The following is a 19350-nucleotide window of genomic DNA, read 5'->3' on the forward strand; positions in this document are numbered from 1 at the left end:
TTAAGTATAATAAGAAAGTGGATTTGAAAAAATGATAGATAATTACGAAGCGATTACATGATTCTTTAATTGAAGCGAAGGAGAACGATCGTTATGGATAAACGTATTTTAGTAGTAGATGATGAAAAACCAATTGCAGATATTTTAAAGTTTAATCTCCAAAAAGAAGGATATGAGGTTCATTGTGCTTATGATGGGATTGAGGCATTGGAGAAGGTAGAAGAGGTTCAGCCTGAGTTGATTTTACTTGACATTATGCTTCCTCAAAAAGATGGGATGGAAGTTTGCCGTGAAGTACGGAAAAAATATGACATGCCGATTATTATGCTAACAGCTAAAGACTCGGAAATTGATAAAGTACTTGGTCTGGAGCTTGGGGCAGACGATTATGTAACGAAACCTTTTAGTACGAGAGAGCTGCTAGCACGTGTGAAAGCGAACTTAAGACGTCATCAACAAACACCGGTGGCAGAAGAAGAAAGTGAAACGAATGAGATTCATATTAGTTCACTAGTGATCCATCCTGATGCGTACATTGTTTCTAAGCGGGGAGAAACGATTGAACTGACTCATCGTGAGTTTGAGCTGCTTCATTATTTAGCTAAGCACATTGGACAAGTGATGACACGTGAGCATCTTTTGCAAACAGTTTGGGGCTATGACTACTTTGGGGATGTGCGCACAGTGGATGTAACGGTAAGAAGACTTCGGGAGAAGATTGAAGATAATCCAAGCCATCCTACATGGATTGTAACAAGAAGAGGAGTAGGGTATTATTTGCGCAATCCTGAGCAGGAGTAAAGGCATGAAGAAAGTACGATTTTACCAATCCATTCAGTTAAAATTTGTGTTGATTTATGTACTGCTTATTGCCATTGCCATTCAAATTATCGGGGCTTATTTTGTCAATCAGCTGGAAAGGCAACTTGTGACGAATTTTTCTCATTCCATTGAGGAGAGAGTCAATTTGCTTGCCTATAATTTGGAACAAGAAACGAAGAAAAAAAGAGACGAGGCTTCTCCTACATTGGAAGAAGACGTTCAAGCTGTATTGCAAGATTTTGCGTCTAAAGATATTAACGAAGTACAATTTATTGATCAAAATAGAAGAATTGTCGGAACGTCCGATCCTTATCCGCAAAGCGTCGTCGGGAAAAAAACATCTGATTTTGCTGTCAAACGGGCTTTATTGGCAGGAACAACTTCAGAAAAAATTGTTATTGACCCTAAAAATGGTCATCGAATCCGTGTATTGACGATTCCTGTCCGTTCAGCACAGAATGAAATTATTGGGGCCGTGTATATTATGGCAACGATGGAACATGTGTACAATCAAATGAAGGGAATTAATAATATTTTTGCTCAGGGGACGATTATTGCGGTAGGGATTACAGCAATATTGGGTGTTCTTCTAGCCCAAACGATTACAAGACCTATGTCAGAGATGAGAAGACAAGCTTTAGAGATGGCAAAAGGAAATTTCTCAAGAAAAGCCAAAGTTTATGGCTATGATGAAATTGGTCAGCTTGCTTTAACCTTCAATAATTTAACAAGAAAGTTACAGGAAGCTCAGGCAACTACTGAGGGAGAAAGAAGAAAGCTAAGCTCTGTCCTGGCCCATATGACTGATGGAGTGATTGCGACCGATCGAAAGGGACGAATCATTCTCATTAATGATCCAGCAGCCAATATGTTGAATGTTTCACGTGAAACAGTGTTATCAGAACCAATTGTAGAGCTGTTAGGGCTTTCGGAAGAATATACATTTGAGCAGCTTCTAGATAAAGATTCTTTAATTCTTGATTTTAGTGTGTATCAAAAGCCATTCATTTTACGAGCAACGATATCGACGATTCAAAAAGAAACCGGGCTTATTAATGGAATTATTACGGTGCTGCATGATATTACAGAACAAGAAAAAATTGATCAAGAACGAAGAGAATTTGTAGCCAACGTCTCGCATGAGCTGAGAACTCCGTTAACAACGATGCGAAGCTATTTGGAAGCTTTAGCTGATGGAGCATGGCAAGATGAAGATATTGCACCTAAGTTTTTAAATGTCACCCAAACGGAAACAGAACGAATGATTCGACTCGTGAATGATTTATTGCAATTGTCCAAGCTTGATAGCCATGATTATCGTTTTTCAAAAGATGTCGTGAATTTCACCGAGTTTTATCAGCATATTATTGACCGATTTGAAATGGCGAAAGAGCAAGGCATTTCGTTTATACGAAAGCTTCCAAGCGAGTCTATTTATGTCTACATTGACCCAGATAAGATTACACAAGTGCTGGATAATATCATTTCCAATGCCATTAAATACTCTCCTGAAGGAGGCACGATTACTTTTTCACTCGAACAGCGAGAGGAACAAATTGTCGTGAGTGTAAAGGATGAGGGAGTAGGAATTCCATCGGATAATGTCAATAAAATCTTTGATCGTTTTTATCGAGTGGATAAAGCACGTTCCCGTAATTTAGGTGGGACAGGACTGGGCCTTGCTATTGCAAAAGAAATGGTGTTGGCGCATGACGGAAATATATGGGCTAAAAGTAAAGAAGGCGTTGGAACAACCATCTATTTTACTCTTCCGATTGAAAGAGAAAATGAGGATGAATGGGTATGAGAAAGTACGAGTTAGTGAAAACCATTTTGTTGTCTTTACTAATTATTATTAGCGGAGTATTAACCTGGAACTTATGGACGTATCAACCTGCTTATGATGAAATTGAAAATACAGAGTATATTCAGCAGGATATTATGATTAGTCCGAAAAGGGAACTGGAAGATCATCTGCGTCCGACGAAAGTGTTTTATCATGAAGAAAAAGGACATTATGGGTCGACGAAGGAAGAGCATATTGTCAAATGGATGACGGAAATGAAGAAAGGAAGTTTTTATGATTTCCAAAATATTTCCGCCACGGTGTCGAAAGACGAATTTTTGTCCTTTATGCATGAAGAGGATTCTATTGAGTTAGTTTATCCAGATACCATTGCGATCCAAACATTCCAGCTTATGTTTCAAGTGAATGAGAAATCGTTACCTTCTATTTATTTTGACCATGTTGTGTTGAAGTTTAAAGAAGGACAAGACGAGGAAGTTTCTGCGTACTTTGTTGACTACGAACGCAGGAAAATTTACGAAGCATCCATTGAAAATGTTATGAAGGAAGATTTAGAGCGGATTAATAAAAGGTTTGAGGATGAATATGAACCATATCTTGCTTACAAGATTAATGATGTACGAGCCATTTTTCTTCCAAAAGGACCGGTTGAAATTAACCGTATTCAATATTACACTGATAAAATTGAAACAGAGAAATTTCGAGATGCGTTATTTAGTGACCCAAGCTATGTGAGAAAAGAGTCATTAGCTTACGAAGACCTTTACACAGATGGGTCGCGTCTATTAGAAGTAGATTCTACGATTAATGTGATGGTCTATGTGAATCCAATTAACATTCAAAATGATAATATGGAGAGCTCACAATTATTAAAACGAAGCTTCAGTTTTGTGAATGATCATGGAGGATGGACGGATACGTATCGATTTGCAAGCTGGGATCGCGATAAACAAGAGGTTGTTTATCGATTATATGAAGACAATCATCCTGTTTTTAATGCTCAAGGAATGACCGAGATTTATCAGCGATGGGGAAGTACGGAGATTATTCGGTACTCGCGTCCAATTTATCGCTTTATTAAACTGCCGTTGGATAGCTATCCTGTCAAGCTAACACCAGGTAATGAAATTATGGAACAAATTGAGCAAAAGTCTAAGTTTAACCCTCTTTTATTAAAAGATGTGGTCGTTGGCTATAAACTGATTCGGGAAGATCCTGCCTCTAAAGTAGTGTCCCTTGAACCAGCATGGTTCTATCTCTATAATCAAACGTGGTATGAGGTAAAACAGCCGGGAGAGGGAGGGGATATAAATGGATTGGAGTAAAACAAAAACAATTTTTATTATTACCTTCTTAATTTTAGACTTGTTTTTGGCCTATCAGTTTTTAGAAAAGCGTAATGAAGGTCAGTTGGATATGATTGCGGAAATCAGCATTGAAGAGCAATTGGCAGAAGAGAAAATTACGTATATTAATCTCCCGAAAACACCCGCTAAAGAGACGTATTTTAATGCGAAAAGTAAAGTGTTTACAGATGAAGAAATAAAGAAAATTAAGAAGCAGGACGTCACGAGATTAAATGACTATGTTTTACAAGGAACATTTTCAGAACCAGTCGTGCTGCCAGATTCCAATGTGACCTTCCGTTTAAGCCAATTTTTGAAGGAAAATATCCTTTACGGCGATTCATATGAGCTGTGGGATATTGATAAAGAAAATAAAACCATCACTTTTTATCAACAATATAAAGGAAAAGTGATTTATGATAATTCAAGTGGAAGTGCGATGCTAGTCATTCATTTAAATGAACAAAATGAGATGATTTCTTACGAACAGTCACTGCTTTCCAATCTTGAAAAAATGGACGATAGTCAGGAAATATTACCACCTATCAAGGCGATCGAAAATTTATTTCAAAAAAATGAGTTAACATCGGGAAGCCGTGTGACGAAGGTGGAACTAGGTTATTATACGTTTGCCCCTTTATCAAGTTCGCAAGTATTAACACCGACATGGCATATTGTGGTGGACGATAAAACAGATTACTTTGTTAATGCATTTGAAGGGCAAATCATTAAAAAAGGGAATTCGTAAATATTGGAGTGAAAGAGTATGGAGATGCATTTTAGTGTACTTGCAAGCGGAAGTACAGGAAATGCGATTTTTGTCAGCGATGGAGAGCAATCACTGTTAGTCGATGCCGGATTAAGTGGCAAACAAATGGAAACTCTCTTTCAAGAGGTAAATCGAGATATTAAACAGCTTTCAGGTATTTTAGTGACGCATGAACATAGTGATCACATTAAAGGGATCGGCGTATTGGCGAGAAAGTATAAGCTTCCCATCTATGCGAATGAAAAAACGTGGGGAGCGATGGAAGGCCTAATAGGCAACATACCGTTAGACCAGCGCTTTACCTTTAAGATTGGAGAAGTAAAATCATTCGGAGGGATACAAGTCGAATCTTTTGGTGTCTCTCATGATGCGGCAGAGCCAATGTTTTTTGTTTTCCATCAAGGGAATAAAAAATTGACGGTGATTACCGATACAGGGTATGTGAGTGACCGTATGAAGGGCATTATTAAAAATAGCGATGCTTTTGTGTTTGAAAGCAATCATGATGTCGACATGCTCCGGATGGGACGTTATCCTTGGAGTGTAAAACGCCGTATTTTAAGTGATGTAGGCCATGTTTCCAATGAAGATGCGGCATTAGCGATGGCAGAGGTCATCGGTGATCAAACAAAGCGCATTTATTTAGCTCATTTAAGTCAAGATAACAACATGAAGGAAATCGCCCGAATGTCGGTGACACAAGTATTAGAATCAAAAGGGTATGAAGTAGGTCATCAATTTCGTTTATATGATACCGATCCTAAAAAGCCGACCGAACTTGTTTATTTGTAGTTTTAAGTGTAGGGGTAACCCATCAAAATGGGCAATAGTTCCTAATGAAGGTGTCATGAGCTTGGAAATATGTTGATATCACGTATAGTGAAAGGAAAGGTGAACAGAGTGGGATATTATGATGAAGGATATGAAAGACGCGAAGGGAGAGCAAAAAGAAGCCGTGGCGGTTTATTTTTATCTGCCTTAGGAGGAGCGATGATAGGTGCTCTTATCATTTTATTCTCGATTCCAACTTTATCTAAGCTGAACATTCTCCCTTACCAAACAACGGTTAACGAGCAAAGCAACCGTTCAGACCTTAACTCTTCCATTCAGCAAACTGTGGCCGTAGACGTCACAACAGATGTGACGAAAGCGGTAGACATCGTATCAGATGCGGTCGTTGGAGTCGTCAACATTCAGCAGTCGAACTTTTGGAATGAAGAACAAGCAGATGCCGGTACAGGCTCAGGTGTAATTTATAAAAAAGCAGGGGATCGTGCATTTGTTGTAACGAATCATCATGTTATCGATGGCGCGAATCAAATTGAGGTTAGCATGACAGATGGCTCTCGTGTTCCTGCACGTCTGCTTGGCAGTGATGTGCTGACGGATTTGGCCGTATTGGAAATTGAAAGCGAGCATGTTTCAAAGGTGGCGGAATTCGGAGACTCAGATACATTGAAACCAGGAGAGCCAGTAATTGCGATTGGAAGTCCACTGGGGCTGCAGTTTTCTGGTTCTGTGACACAAGGAATTATTTCTGGAACAAATCGTGTGATTCCCCAAGATTTAAATGGAGATGGGATTGCGGATTGGCAATCAGAAGTTATTCAAACAGATGCGGCTATTAACCCTGGAAACAGCGGCGGAGCGCTTGTAAACATTGCAGGGAAATTAATTGGGATTAACTCTATGAAAATTGCCCAGCAAGAGGTCGAAGGAATTGGATTAGCGATTCCAACGAACATCGCACGACCGATTATTGAGGATTTAGAAACATTTGGCGAAGTGCAACGACCATATATGGGAGTAAGTTTGCAGTCAATTAGTGAAATTTCCGGCTATCATCTGCGAGAAACGTTAAAGTTACCGAAAGAGGTTGTGACAGGTGTCGCCATTCTCGGTGTTGAACCTTTATCACCTGCTGCGCAAGCTGGTTTAACTGAATTTGATGTAATTGTGGAACTAGACGGCAAAGAAATTCAAGATGTTATTGCTTTACGAAAACATCTGTATACAGAAAAAAATATTGGTGACACGATGCAGGTGACCTTTTATCGTCAAGGTAAAAAACAAACGGTCAATCTTAAGTTGACAGAGGAAACGTTTTAACGGTTAAAAGTTGTGAAGTTGGAACCTAAGTAGCTGCTGTTTCTGTTTAAAACAATAGAATCAGCTGCTTAGGTTTGCTTTTGTGATGATGTTTAAAAGTACCAAAAAAAGATTGTTGTGTATAAAGTGTGGATAACTTTGGAGGGCATGATGAAAATTTTTTGCTGTAAGGAACATGTGGAATTAGCGCTTGATATTATTGTAGATGAAACAGAAATGTTGCCTGTCCTTAATGAAATGGACGGAAGAGAAGAGTCGATTACTTGTGGATATTGTCAAAACGAGGCGTTATATGTAGTAGAGAACTGATATTCCCATACAAGATGTGGATGAGCATTGTGGATATGTGGATAAAAACTGTGGAAAAGATGTTTGTAAGGCGGGGATAGATTGTGAATATCTCGATTGTAACGATCGGAAAACTGAAAGAAAAGTATTTGAAGCAAGGAATTGATGAATATTTAAAAAGGTTATCCACATATGCAAAGGTGGAAATCATTGAATTGCCGGACGAGAAAGCACCAGAAAATTTAAGTGAATCTGAAATGGAGCAAGTGAAAGGAAAAGAAGGCGAGCGTATTTTAGCGAAAATTTCAGAAGATACGCATGTCATCGCTCTCGCAATTGAAGGGAAAATGAAATCTTCTGAGGAACTTGCTAAAGATATAGATCAATTGGCGACATACGGAAAAAGTAAAATCGCCTTTGTCATCGGCGGATCGCTCGGATTAAGCGACGATGTCATGAAACGAGCAAACGGCACATTGTCGTTTTCTAAAATGACTTTTCCTCATCAACTGATGCGCTTAATTTTGTTGGAGCAGATCTACCGGGCGTTTCGGATTAATCGGAATGAACCGTACCACAAATAGAGGCAAAAAAAGTTGAAGATAAGGTGGATATTTTCCATTTGATTCAGAAATAGAAGGTGTTGATAAGCCTTCTTTTTCTGTTTCTAAATATAGCATATGGATAAGTGTAAATGTGTTTGAAAGGTTAACTTCCGTAAAATCAAATTCAAGCTCAACCTTATCAATTTGACGTAGCTGATCATTTGTTCGTCCAACAGTGATCTGTTTAACCAACAGCTGTAGCAATTGCTTTTGTTTATCTCTAGTAGAGGACTTATAGACTTCTACAAATTTTCCTAATAGAAGATGTACCAATTCTGGAGGAATAATTTTTGTATCAGATTTACTTATTTCCGTTATTAAGTTATTCCTTTTTTGTTCAATTTTACTCTTTTCAATAGCCACTTGCTGTAATCGTTCTTGCAAAATCGTAACAGGAAAAAGATTTTGTTCAAAAGCTTCTAAATATCTATTCTGAAGTGCTAGTGTTTCCTCTAACTTCGAATCAGTTTCTTCCAGTTCTTTTTTTAATTTTTTTATGGATTCAATTGAGGTTTTTGTTAGTGAGTTAATAGTTTCATCAAACTTTTGTTTATTGGATAAAAAGCTCTCTATACGTTGGAACAGAGCATTTTCAGCATCATAGGCTTTAACTGAATTGGCTTTACAGGCTGCTGATCCTTTGTTGTGAAAATCACTGCAAACATAATATCTGTGCTTTCTTTTGGTTCCGTCACTTAAAGTGTAAGTAGTAATTGAAGGTACCATCCCTTGTCCGCAATCAGGACAGCGTAAGATACTGCTCAATAGAAACGGTTCGTTGGATTGTCTTTGCTTGAACGATTTACTTTTCCTACGAGATTGAACAAGACTCCAAAGTTCATCATTGATAATCGCTTCATGCTGACCTTCTACTAAAATAGGATTATCATTTCTGCCTCTTCTTCTCTTCTTATCCCAGTTTTCAACCTTTAACCAACTAATTTTTCCGTTATAGACCGGGTTGTCTAAAATAGTTGCCACTCCATTTATAGAAAAATGACGATCACGTTTGGTTCGATACCCATTTTTATTAAGCTGATTTGCTATGGCTTTTAAGCCCTTACCTTGTGAATAAAGAGTGAATATCATTCTTACTACTTCAGCTTCCTCTTTATTAATTACGAGCTCTTTTTCAATAGAATCATAACCAAATATAACACCGCCATTCCATGAACCTTCTAAGGCTCGTTGTTTCATACCAAGTTTAACGTTCTCAGACAATGTATTTCGTTCCATTTCGGCAATAGAAGCCATTAGCTGAACGACTAGACGGCCTATTGGACTACTGGTATCAAAGTTCTCGGAATAAGAGATAAACTTTACTCCGTAATCTTCAAATTTGTCTAACAAAGTAAGAGTATCTAACATATTCCGCGATAAACGTGAGATTTTCCATACAAGTACCGCCTGAAATTTTTCCTGTTCAACATCTGCTACAAGTTTTTGCATAGCAGGGCGGCCGGTGATATTCTTTCCGGAGATCCCTTCATCCACATACTCGTCGACGATTTCCCAATTATAAAGTTGTGCATATTGTCGTAGGGTTTGTAATTGAGCGCTAATACTATAGCCTTCCGAGGCTTGTTCTTCAGTACTTACCCTTACATAAATAGCTACTTTTTTTATATCCATCTCATTACCTCCTTCAAGTTGATTTTACAATGAAATATTAGATAGGAGAAATAAGGTTCTGAAATAGCTTCATCATATTCTTTGCGAATTTTTATAAGAATACTACTTAATGTCAACGTGCTTAACATTAGAACGCCCATATTTTTAAGTGTAACAGTTTCTACTCCCTTCTCTTTAACAAAGAATTAGTCTTTAATTTAATTGAACGACATAATACAAAATACCCCTTGAATTTCCAATTTATGATAAAATTTTCTTTGAGGGGGTGGTTATCTTGGCTCAAATTCCATTTGCTGACACTAACAATTCCTTGTCAGTTGAAGTCCAATTGAAACATGCTGCTGATGTGTTTCTGGTGGATAGTATCAACTTCCAACACTATAAAGCTGGACGGAAATTCAAGTATTATGGCGGCCACTACACTCGCACGCCTGTAAATATTTCTGTCGAAGGAGCTGGAAGGTGGTATCTTATTGTCCATGGTGGACAGTACAAATACCGATTCTATTAATATTAAACTTTTTTGGTCTATCGATTTATTTCGGTAGTTTCTTTTATCATTTAAAATACGGTTCAAAAAAGGCGATTGCTTTAAATATATTTGTCCTAAAGATGGAAGACTTATGTTCAAAATCAAAGTAATGGGGTGGCTATTATGAGTGCTACAATGTATCGGAACAAAGTTCAAGGGTTAGAAAAGGAAATTGCTAATATTGAAAAGGATATAGGTAAAGAGCAAGAAAAGTTGGCAAAGGCATTAAAAACTATACAGAGTACAAAAAGTACCTCGACTCTTAATTCTAAACAAAGAGAACTGATTAATACTCAAAAAAAAATAGGTGACCTTAAAGGAAAAAAAGCTAATAAAATTAAATCTTTAAATCAAGCGTTAGATCAATTACGGCGCTCAGAAGATAGAGAATTAAAGAAGAATAAAACTGCTGAGTTAAGACATACAAAAGCTATTACAGATGAGTTAAAAAAACAACAAAGAATTAGCCAAGAAATATCAGCCAATCCCATATCAATTAACTTCGAATCACTTCCAGAAAAAATAAACGTTCTATTTTTAGCATCCAATCCTATTGACCAAAGTTCATTAAGATTAGATCAAGAAATTCGTCTCATACACGAAAAGATTCGTGCTTCTGAACACCGGGATTCAATCAATTTACAATCTCGATGGGCAGTACGTTCCAATGATATTTTACAAGCTATAAACGAAGTCAAACCCCATATAATTCATTTTAGTGGTCACGGTTCTCCAGACCATGATATTGTACTAGAAACGACGGAAGGGTCTACAAGTCTTCTATCTAAAGAGGCGGTTACCCTATTAATGAAGACAATGTCTGATTCAATTAAACTCGTTATTTTTAATAACTGTTTTTCAAGTGGACAAGCAGAAGCTGTAACGGAACACATTGACTGTGCAATAGGTATGAATGAAGCCGTCTACGATGATGCTGCAAGAGAATTCGCTGCACAGTTTTATTCTGCTATTGCCTTCGGAAAATCCGTACAAAATGCCTTTGAACAAGGGAAGCTTGCTTTAATTTTAGCGGGGCTAGAAGGAGAAAAAATACCTGAGTTATACACTCGGACGGGCCTTAAACCTAATGAAATAATATTAGTCAAACCTGAACTGTAAGCTATATTCGTTTTAGTAGTTATATAACAAAAACTCTAATTTTCTTAACTTATTTAAAAGCAATGAGGCTGGGACAAAACCCTCCTCTGATATGAAAAAGCCGGTAAAATTTTACAACGAGTAAAATTTCACCGGCTTTGTTTATTTTTAGATTAAAATAAGGACCACTTCTGATAAAATAAAGTTACCACACCAAATTTCATCGGAAAGAAGGGTCCTTATGTTTAAAGATTATAACATGAATCAAGTGGTTTTGCCTTTAGATCTAGAAATAAAATTGCAAGAAAATGATATTGCCTTCGCCGTTCACCATCTCGTTGAACAGATTCCAGATGAAGCCTTTGCCGGCTTCTTACAGAAAACGGGGTGTCCTGCTTACCATCCACGCATGATGATGAAAGTCATTTTATGTGCCTACACACAGTCCGTTTTTTCAGGAAGAAAAATTGAAGCGCTTCTCAAAGATAGTGTACGTATGATGTGGCTAGCTCAAGGTTACGAGCCAAGCTATCGTACAATCAATCGATTTCGTGTTCACCCAGAAGTTCAAGTGCTTCTTCGTGAGTGCTTTGTCCAGTTTCGATGTCAACTTGTCGAAGAGAACGAGATTGATAATGAAGCAATCTTTATTGATGGAACGAAGATTGAAGCGAATGCCAATAAGTTCACATTTGTCTGGCGCAAATCAATCGAAAAGTATCATGCGGGTCTCTTGGAGAAATCAACCCAGCTGTATGACGAACTAGTAGAAAGAGAAATTATTCCACAGATCGAACGAGAAAGTTCGGACGAACTTTCTGTTGAAGAATTATCTCTAATCACTGAAAAACTAGAAGAAAAGGTTGAAGAGTTGACAAAAGAAATTGAAGCAAGTGAAGATGCCAATGAACGAAAACAACTTCGATCAAGCAGAAAAGAGCCGAAGAAAGCGTATAAGCAATTTCAAGACTTTGTGAAACGTAAGTGTAAGTATGAGAAAGACCTGGAGATTTTTAACGAACGGAATAGTTATTCAAAAACAGATTATGATGCCACGTTTATGCGTATGAAGGATGACTACATGAAGAATGGTCAACTAAAGGCGGGGTATAATGTACAAATTGCGACAGAAGGTCAATACACACTTGCTTACGATGTGTTTTCAAATCCAACGGACACACGAACACTTCGTCCGTTTCTTGACGCAATTGAACATCACTACTTTGAACTCCCAGACTATATTGTCGCAGATGCGGGATATGGAAGTGAAGAGAACTACCTCGATGTGCAGAACAGAAACCGTACGCCTCTTATCACACATAGTATGTATCGGAAAGAGAAGAAAAAACGCTTTAAGAATGATCCATTTCGGACAGCGAATTGGGATTATCATGAAGAAGATCATTCCTTTACCTGTCCCAACGGGAATAAGTTGACGTTTCGTTACGAGTCTCATCGCACAGACCGTTACGGATTTACAAGGTCATTCAATGTGTACGAATGTGAGGACTGTTCAGGTTGTCCTTTTCGTTCACAATGTACGAAAGCGAAGGAAGGTAATAACCGCAGAATCCATTATAACGAAAAGTGGGAACAACAAAAGAAGATGATTCAAGAGCTGCTTTCAGAAGAAAAAACGGGTGAAATTTACGGAAAACGGAAGATTGACGTAGAACCAGTTTTTGGATATCTGAAGGCTAATTTGCGTTTCACTCGAATGTCCGTAAGGGGCAAAGACAACGTAAAAAAACGAATTAGGGTTTGCATTCATGGCGGTGAATGTACGAAAGTACATCGCCTCTAGATCGAATTCTCCATGGACCAATCTAACGAATCAACAAAAAAAGGGTTCTCATCATCAATGTGCGATGATGAGAACCCTTTTTCATTATTTTTGGCTAGTTATGTCCCAGCCTCTTTTAGGTTCATTAAGAATACCCCTATTTTTACCAATATATTGGTGGATAATTAATTTTACTTGTGTGTATGATTCTACAAGAAAAATTGTAAAATCAATTGGATATTTCTGTTAAAATAAAAAGGGATATTTATAAAAAATTAGGTTGAAAATCAATTTCATATATTAAGGGGGAACCATCGTAATGAAAATTACAAAGGGAATTATTATTGGAATTATTTTCGGTTTAATTTTATCGTTCTGTATTTCATTTATATTTATGGTAGTTGCACAAGGATTAGCAGGTGGCTTTACATCTTTATTTGGAGAGAGATGGTTATACTACGCAACGTTTATTCCCTTTGTATTAACCTTTTCAATATTAGGATCTTACTTTGCAAAACGAGAAAATGTATCAAACAAAAAACTTTGGTTATTGAGTCTAATATCGGCATTGTTTATAACCCTCTATAGTGGAACTATTGGGGCTTTATTTGGTGAGTATCTTGTCAGGGGAGGAAGCCTTAGAACTTATACAGCGGGTGGTTTTACTGGCGTTAATGTAGAGGGTGTCTTAGTTTGGGGAACCATTTATGCTTTTATTATGTTGCCTTTGACTGTACCATTGGCACGTTTGAGCATCCAAGTATTCTTCCAATTACTTAGTAAATATAAAATACCGTGTTGAGCAGCAACAAGTTATCTCTTCGGGTACTGTTATTAATTTGAAAAGGAGAAATTCCATTGGTGATGGTTGAAAAGTTTAACCTTAATGAAGAAACGTTAAATTTTATACTTGATTTTGAAAAGAAAGTTGAAAAGGGTAGAGTTTTTACAAATAAGGAATTGGTAAAGCTGTTTGAATCGTCCTCTTTCTACAACGAGGCGGTTCAGTCTTATTATAAGACGGCAATACAAAAATCTATCTGGTGGGCTGTTAAAAGGAGTAATAACTGGCTCATGGAGAGAGGGAAATATACCAAACTGTAATAGAGTTTAGCTATGGGAAGATAGCTCCCAAAAAATCGTAGAGAAGATACAGTCGACAGATAAGAAATGAATCTGCCGTCTTTCTTTACCTTTTACATAACGAATAGATTGTATGTTTTCATAAATTTATTAATCCAGAAATATCTAGAGAAAAGGACTCACTTCATTAAATAACTATTTAGTGCAGTGAGTATTTTTTTCTATCAGTAAATGCAAGAATTATTTTATCTTATAATTTTGCTATTCTTATTCAGTAGCAAAATATTTGTTTAAATAAAATTATTGGTAAAATAAAATAGAGCTGTAGGAATATGGAGAATAAAAAAATAAAGAAGATATTTCAAACGTGTAATAAAGAATGGATTAGAGAATATTATCATTTCTCTGCCGGGCCTGAAGTTCAACATACTAGCAATTTAAAGAGCCTATATTTGCACGAACTTGATGAAAATAGAAGGGGTGATATCTATGATAAAACCAAATTGGGATATTTTTAAGGCGAAATTTAGTGAAAATCCACAGAATAACTTTGAATGGTTTAGTTACTTGCTATTCTGTAAAGAATTTAATTTGGAGTATGGGATATTTAGATATAAGAATCAGTCAGCAATAGAAACAAATCCTATTAAGGTTAATGATGATGAAATAGTTGCGTGGCAAGCAAAATTCTATGAAACTCCACTTTCCAATCATAAGAAAGAATTAGAGGATACATTAAATAAATTAAAAAGGGACTACCCTAATGTGAATAAGTTGTATGTCTACTCTAATCAAGAGTGGGGACAAAACAAAGGACAGATGCCTCAAGGGTTAAAGGAGATTGAAAAGTTAGCAAAAACATTAGAGATAAGTTTAGAGTGGAAATTAGCCAGTTTTTTTGAATCTGATTTTGTCGCTGTAAAAAATGATATTTTAGCGAAACACTTTTTTACATTAGAAAAAAGTATGTATTCAGCACTAGAAGATATGCAAAAACATAGTGAGAATTTATTAAAGTACATAAATACTGAGATTGCCTTTAATGATAAAAAATTTGAAATCAAGCGAGAGACAGAACTGAAACTGCTCATTGATGATTCTAATCAAGTATGTATTATCAGTGGTGCAGGAGGGGTCGGAAAAACTTCTCTAGTAAAGAAAATTTATGAAAGTTATGAAGAAGATGTTCCATTCTATATCTTTAAAGCTACAGAGTTTGAGGTAAGAAATATTAATGATATATTTGGTGAATTCGGCCTGAGAGATTTTCTTGGTGTTCATAAAGATATGGAGCGTAAAACAATAGTAATTGATTCAGCTGAAAAATTATTAGATCTGAAGAATACAGACCCATTCAAAGAATTATTATCAGCAATAGTTGAAGATAACTGGAAAGTTATTTTTACAACTAGAGATACCTATCTTAAAGATCTTAACTATCAATTTTTCGAGATATATAAAATTGCTCCATTAAATATCGGGATAGACCCTTTGGAACAGGAAGAACTAATCACTATATCTAATGAGAATGCTTTTACTCTGCCGAAAGATAAGAAGTTACTAGAATTGATAAGGAATCCCTTCTATCTTAATGAATATTTGAAATTTTATAAGGATATTGATGAAATTAATTATGTTGAATTCAAATCTGAGTTATGGGAGCAAAGAATAAAAAAGAGTAAACCAGAAAGAGAAAAGTGTTTCCTAGAGATTGCAGCACAAAGGGCAAATACAGGTCAATTTTTTGTTGATGTAACAGCTGATCAAGGCAAACAATGTGATGAATTAATGAAAGACGGAATGTTGGGATATGAAGACGTGGGTTATTTCATAACTCATGATATTTATGAAGAATGGGCATTAGAGAAAATTATAAATAAAGAATTCACTAATAGGTCTGATGAATACGATTTTTTTGTATCAATTGGTGAATCCTTGCCTATAAGAAGATGTTTAAGAAACTGGATATCTGAAAAACTATTACTTGAGGACTATGAAATTGTAGAATTTATTGAAGAAACTATTAAAAATAATGAAATTGATTCTTTCTGGAAAGATGAATTATTTGCCTCAATTCTGCTTTCAAACTATTCAAGAAATTTTTTCGATGTATTTAAGAATGAGTTATTGTCAAATGATTGTAGCCTATTAAAAAGATTAACGTTTATATTAAGGATTGTTTGTAAAGAAGTAGATGAGGAACTCTTTAAGCAATTAGGCATTGAAGATATAAATCTTTTTACTCTGGAAAACATTCTAACGAAGCCAAAAGGAGTCGGATGGGAGGCATTAATCGAGTTTGTTTTCGATAACTTAGAAATAATAGGAACTGAAAATATTAATTTTGTTTTGCCTATAATTAATGATTGGAATGAAAAATTCAGAAAAGGAAATACTACTAGATTTGCTGGCCTTATTGCTCTGAAGTTTTATCAAGATGCTATTCGTAGGGATCTTTACTATCGACGAGATGAAAAACTAGAAACCATTATTAAAACAATTATAAATGGCTCATATGAATTAAGCACGGAATTGAGAGATATTATCACCAAAATAATAAGTAATCAATGGAAGAATCATAGAGACCCTTATTATGATTTAGCAAAGTTCATCTTGACAAAGGTTGATGGTTTACCTGTCTGTAGCGTAATACCTGAAGAGATTTTAGAGTTAGCTGATTTTTATTGGACTTATAAACCAAAAGAAAACCATATGTTCTCGAGCTGGAGAGATGAAGTTGAACATCACTATGGTTTAGAGAAAGACGGTATAGAATATTTTCCTGCTAGTGCTTATCAGAGTCCTATTTATTGGTTGCTCCATATTAAACCTAAAGCAACTATGGACTTCATAGTAAATTTCACGAATAAATCTGTAAAGAAATATATTTATTCAGATTTAGCCTCTAGACTCGATACTATAACAGAAGTTGAAGTTAAGTTAAGTGATGGTAGACAGAAAAAGCAGTACGTTAGTCAGTGCTTGTGGGAGATTTACAGAGGCACAAGTTCTCCAGTAAGTCCTAATTTATTGCAATCTTTACACATGGCCCTAGAAAAGTTTCTTCTAGAACTAGCTGAAAAAACAGGTGCAGAAGTGTTAGTGAGTTGGTTGAATTATCTACTTAGGATTTCTGATAGCGCTTCGATTTCATCTGTAGTGACGAGTGTCGTGTTAGCATATCCAGAAAAAACATTTGATATTGCAAAAATTTTATTTAGAACTAGAGAATTTATTATTCACGACACTCATAGATTGGTTTCAGAACGAGGTGCTAAAACACTATATTCGATAGGACAAAACATGGGTTCTAGTAAAAATAATATATATGATAATGAAAGGCTAGAAACTTGTGAAAATAAGCATCGTAAGTGGACCTTAGAAAGTCTATGTCTAAACTATCAAGTATTTTCAACGCATGAATCTGGAGAGGAAGAAGCGAAGAAACGTCAGGAAATTCTATGGAATATCCTTGATGATTATTATAGTAAACTCCCACCAGATCCTGAACAAAATGAAGCTGATAAGACGTGGAGATTATTTTTAGCGAGAATGGATAGGCGAAAAATGAGTATTAGTACTGAAGAGATTGATGAAGGCATATCGATAGAGTTCAAACCTGAAGTTGACCCAGAAATCGATGCATTTAGAGAGGAAACTCAAAATGCGTATAACGAACATATGAGATATGTTTCTTTGAAGTTGTGGGCTGATTTCAAATCTAAAAACGATGACAAATCTAAGGAATATGAGAGATATGAAAGTAACCCTAAAAATGCTTTAGAGGATGCAAAAGAAATATTAGAAAAACTTAACGAGCATTACAACACGGATCTATCTCAAGAAACATATGCTGAAAATGAGTTATTTCATTTATTTAATAATCAAATACCATCATGTGTATGTGCGGTATTAGTTGAGCATTATATAGATAAATTGGATGATGAAGAAAGAGAGTTTTGTAAGGACACTATTATTGCTAAAGTGGCATCCTGTGTACAACCAAATTATGTTTACCAAGTAGGGGATGGTTTGCAGGAAACAATTGCTTCATTACCAAAACTGATGGATTTATTTCCTGAAGAAAGACAAACGATAAAATTATTGCTTTTACTAATACTGTTAAAGGATGAATCTGTTGGGGGAATAATGTCAACTGAAAGATTCAATATTTTCTCTATGGTAGCAATTCATAAGATGTGGGAAAAAGAATTTGATAATGCTCATTCCTTGCTATTGGGTTATCTAGTATTAAAGCCAAAATATAATGAATTAATAGACGAAAGTCGCAAAAAGAGCTTTGAAGATGGTATATACGAATTTGATTTAGGAGAACTATTGAATAGGTTTTTAATTGAGAATGAGATGAACCTGAATAAGATGGTTGATAACGAGTTTTCAATTTCAGATTTAGGTAATATTCAAGAGCTAGAGTTGTTTATATTATCAAATGCTCTAAAAATGATGCCTATAAAACTACATTCTAAAGAACATATTGCTATTGCTCATGAAATAATTGCCAAATTCGCCAGAGAGCTAACAAAAGGTAGAGATGGTGATAAAGTTGAATATATGGTTCGTCAAGAATTTTTGGAAAGATATGCTTATCTAGTTCTGAATTCAGAAATTAAAGACGTGCCACAATTGATTCAACCATTTATCGATAATTTCAGCTCAACAGAACCAATAGCCGAAATGTTTCAAAAATTTATTTTTGCTGAAGATAGAATGCATAGTTATGATAATTTTTGGTTTGTGTGGAATCAATTCAAAGATAAAATGGTTGAATTGACTAATGACGGAAGCTGGTATGTAGATAAAATTATTAAGAGTTACTTATTTGCACAAACACAATGGAATGATTCTACAAAAGAGTGGGATTCATTAAAAGTAACTAACATGAGATTGATTAAGGATGTATCTGAGCATATGGGGCAGCATCCGTCAGTATTATATTCAATTTCTAAACTATTGAATGATATCGGTAGTTCATTTTATGCTGATGGATTGATATGGATATCAAATATGTTATCAAGGCATTCAGAATATTACACCATGAAACTTGAAAGGAATACTTCTTACTATTTAGAAAACTTGGTGAGAAAGTTTGTTTATGAAGAGCGAGAAAAGATTAAGAAGAATAAGCGCTTAAAACAGAAAATTCTAGTTATACTAAATTTCCTTATAGAAAAGGGTTCTACAATAAGTTTTATTCTTAGGGAGAATATTATTTAAATTAATCAAAATATCCCTGAAGTAGAAATAGAGATTTATTATTAAGTGAAATTAGATTGGAACAAGTCATTGGAACTTTATATGTACCAATGACTTGTTTTTGCCTCTTAAATAACTACGGTGAACCGTATCATAAGTAACGACTGCTCTTAATGATTCAATCCAATTAAAGAGAATCTTCCTCATAATTTTTGAGCATAGTATTTTTGTGATGATTGCTCAATTCATACATTTGAATGTG

At 35.6% G+C, this 19350-nt stretch carries 14 protein-coding genes and 1 pseudogene; 14 read left to right on the forward strand and 1 reads right to left on the reverse strand.

From position 1 onward, the window contains the following. Positions 1 to 93: 93 nt before the first annotated feature. The 8 genes from yycF to rlmH all read left to right on the forward strand — a co-directional run bounded on the left by yycF (position 94) and on the right by rlmH (position 7725). Positions 94 to 801, forward strand: coding sequence for a response regulator YycF (gene yycF / locus ACXAEO_RS19980; RefSeq protein ID WP_474884396.1), 708 nt, complete (start codon positions 94 to 96; stop codon positions 799 to 801). 4 nt (positions 802 to 805) lie between these two features. Continuing rightward, positions 806 to 2629, forward strand: a complete 1824-nt coding sequence (gene walK / locus ACXAEO_RS19985) for a cell wall metabolism sensor histidine kinase WalK (RefSeq protein ID WP_474884398.1) — start codon at positions 806 to 808, stop codon at positions 2627 to 2629. Then, positions 2626 to 3954, forward strand: a complete 1329-nt coding sequence (locus tag ACXAEO_RS19990) for a YycH family regulatory protein (protein WP_474884400.1) — start codon at positions 2626 to 2628, stop codon at positions 3952 to 3954. The genes walK and ACXAEO_RS19990 overlap by 4 nt, the downstream gene beginning before the upstream one ends. Further along, positions 3941 to 4723: a two-component system regulatory protein YycI gene (locus tag ACXAEO_RS19995; RefSeq protein ID WP_474884402.1), complete on the forward strand. Its 783-nt coding sequence runs from the start codon at positions 3941 to 3943 to the stop codon at positions 4721 to 4723. Before ACXAEO_RS19990 ends, ACXAEO_RS19995 begins: the two co-directional genes overlap by 14 nt. Positions 4724 to 4741: 18 nt before the next feature. Continuing rightward, the gene (locus ACXAEO_RS20000; RefSeq protein WP_474884404.1) at positions 4742 to 5536 is read left to right on the forward strand and encodes an MBL fold metallo-hydrolase; all 795 of its coding nucleotides are present in this window, start codon (positions 4742 to 4744) and stop codon (positions 5534 to 5536) included. A gap of 108 nt (positions 5537 to 5644) precedes the next feature. Beyond that, positions 5645 to 6853 carry a S1C family serine protease gene (locus ACXAEO_RS20005; RefSeq protein ID WP_474884406.1) on the forward strand — a complete coding sequence of 403 codons (1209 nt, stop codon included), beginning with the start codon at positions 5645 to 5647 and terminating at the stop codon, positions 6851 to 6853. Positions 6854 to 7003: 150 nt separating this feature from the next. Further along, entirely contained in the window at positions 7004 to 7162 is a 159-nt protein-coding gene (locus ACXAEO_RS20010) for a CxxH/CxxC protein (protein ID WP_474885097.1), read from the forward strand. Positions 7163 to 7245: 83 nt separating this feature from the next. Continuing rightward, complete coding sequence (rlmH, locus tag ACXAEO_RS20015) at positions 7246 to 7725, forward strand: 23S rRNA (pseudouridine(1915)-N(3))-methyltransferase RlmH (RefSeq protein ID WP_474884408.1); 480 nt, start codon at positions 7246 to 7248, stop codon at positions 7723 to 7725. Here the strand turns inward: rlmH and ACXAEO_RS20020 are convergent. After that, positions 7660 to 9378: a recombinase family protein gene (locus ACXAEO_RS20020; protein ID WP_474884410.1), complete on the reverse strand. Its 1719-nt coding sequence runs from the start codon at positions 9376 to 9378 to the stop codon at positions 7660 to 7662. The two genes, rlmH and ACXAEO_RS20020, sit on opposite strands and share 66 nt — an antisense overlap. A gap of 274 nt (positions 9379 to 9652) precedes the next feature. Here ACXAEO_RS20020 and ACXAEO_RS20025 point away from each other — a divergent pair, with 274 nt between their 5' ends. The 6 genes and pseudogenes from ACXAEO_RS20025 (at position 9653) to avs4 (ending at position 19109) form a co-directional block, all read left to right on the forward strand. Next, positions 9653 to 9889 carry a DUF1883 domain-containing protein gene (locus ACXAEO_RS20025; protein ID WP_474884412.1) on the forward strand — a complete coding sequence of 79 codons (237 nt, stop codon included), beginning with the start codon at positions 9653 to 9655 and terminating at the stop codon, positions 9887 to 9889. 144 nt (positions 9890 to 10033) lie between these two features. Beyond that, positions 10034 to 11029, forward strand: a complete 996-nt coding sequence (locus ACXAEO_RS20030) for a CHAT domain-containing protein (RefSeq protein WP_474884414.1) — start codon at positions 10034 to 10036, stop codon at positions 11027 to 11029. A gap of 220 nt (positions 11030 to 11249) precedes the next feature. After that, positions 11250 to 13041, forward strand: a pseudogene (locus ACXAEO_RS20035) (IS1182 family transposase). Between the two features lie 69 nt (positions 13042 to 13110). Further along, positions 13111 to 13593: a hypothetical protein gene (locus ACXAEO_RS20040; protein ID WP_136831123.1), complete on the forward strand. Its 483-nt coding sequence runs from the start codon at positions 13111 to 13113 to the stop codon at positions 13591 to 13593. Positions 13594 to 13655: 62 nt separating this feature from the next. Continuing rightward, a complete protein-coding gene (locus tag ACXAEO_RS20045; RefSeq protein ID WP_474885099.1) occupies positions 13656 to 13895 on the forward strand; it encodes a hypothetical protein in 240 nt (79 codons plus the stop codon). A gap of 468 nt (positions 13896 to 14363) precedes the next feature. Then, positions 14364 to 19109, forward strand: coding sequence for an AVAST type 4 anti-phage nuclease Avs4 (gene avs4 / locus ACXAEO_RS20050; protein WP_474884417.1), 4746 nt, complete (start codon positions 14364 to 14366; stop codon positions 19107 to 19109). Positions 19110 to 19350 lie beyond the last annotated feature (241 nt).

The sequence above is a fragment of the Bacillus sp. ABA4_010 genome, assembly GCF_056159105.1.

What these genes read in the sequence shown, in the direction of transcription:
- ACXAEO_RS19995 (WP_474884402.1), top strand. Translation starts at nt 3,941, where the DNA reads ATGGATTGGAGTAAAACAAAAACAATTTTTATTATTACCTTCTTAATT.
- ACXAEO_RS20040 (WP_136831123.1), top strand. Translation starts at nt 13,111, where the DNA reads ATGAAAATTACAAAGGGAATTATTATTGGAATTATTTTCGGTTTAATT.
- yycF (WP_474884396.1), top strand. Translation starts at nt 94, where the DNA reads ATGGATAAACGTATTTTAGTAGTAGATGATGAAAAACCAATTGCAGAT.
- ACXAEO_RS20020 (WP_474884410.1), bottom strand. Translation starts at nt 9,378, where the DNA reads ATGGATATAAAAAAAGTAGCTATTTATGTAAGGGTAAGTACTGAAGAA.
- ACXAEO_RS20045 (WP_474885099.1), top strand. Translation starts at nt 13,656, where the DNA reads ATGGTTGAAAAGTTTAACCTTAATGAAGAAACGTTAAATTTTATACTT.
- avs4 (WP_474884417.1), top strand. Translation starts at nt 14,364, where the DNA reads ATGATAAAACCAAATTGGGATATTTTTAAGGCGAAATTTAGTGAAAAT.
- walK (WP_474884398.1), top strand. Translation starts at nt 806, where the DNA reads ATGAAGAAAGTACGATTTTACCAATCCATTCAGTTAAAATTTGTGTTG.
- ACXAEO_RS20030 (WP_474884414.1), top strand. Translation starts at nt 10,034, where the DNA reads ATGAGTGCTACAATGTATCGGAACAAAGTTCAAGGGTTAGAAAAGGAA.
- ACXAEO_RS20000 (WP_474884404.1), top strand. Translation starts at nt 4,742, where the DNA reads ATGGAGATGCATTTTAGTGTACTTGCAAGCGGAAGTACAGGAAATGCG.
- ACXAEO_RS20010 (WP_474885097.1), top strand. Translation starts at nt 7,004, where the DNA reads ATGAAAATTTTTTGCTGTAAGGAACATGTGGAATTAGCGCTTGATATT.
- ACXAEO_RS19990 (WP_474884400.1), top strand. Translation starts at nt 2,626, where the DNA reads ATGAGAAAGTACGAGTTAGTGAAAACCATTTTGTTGTCTTTACTAATT.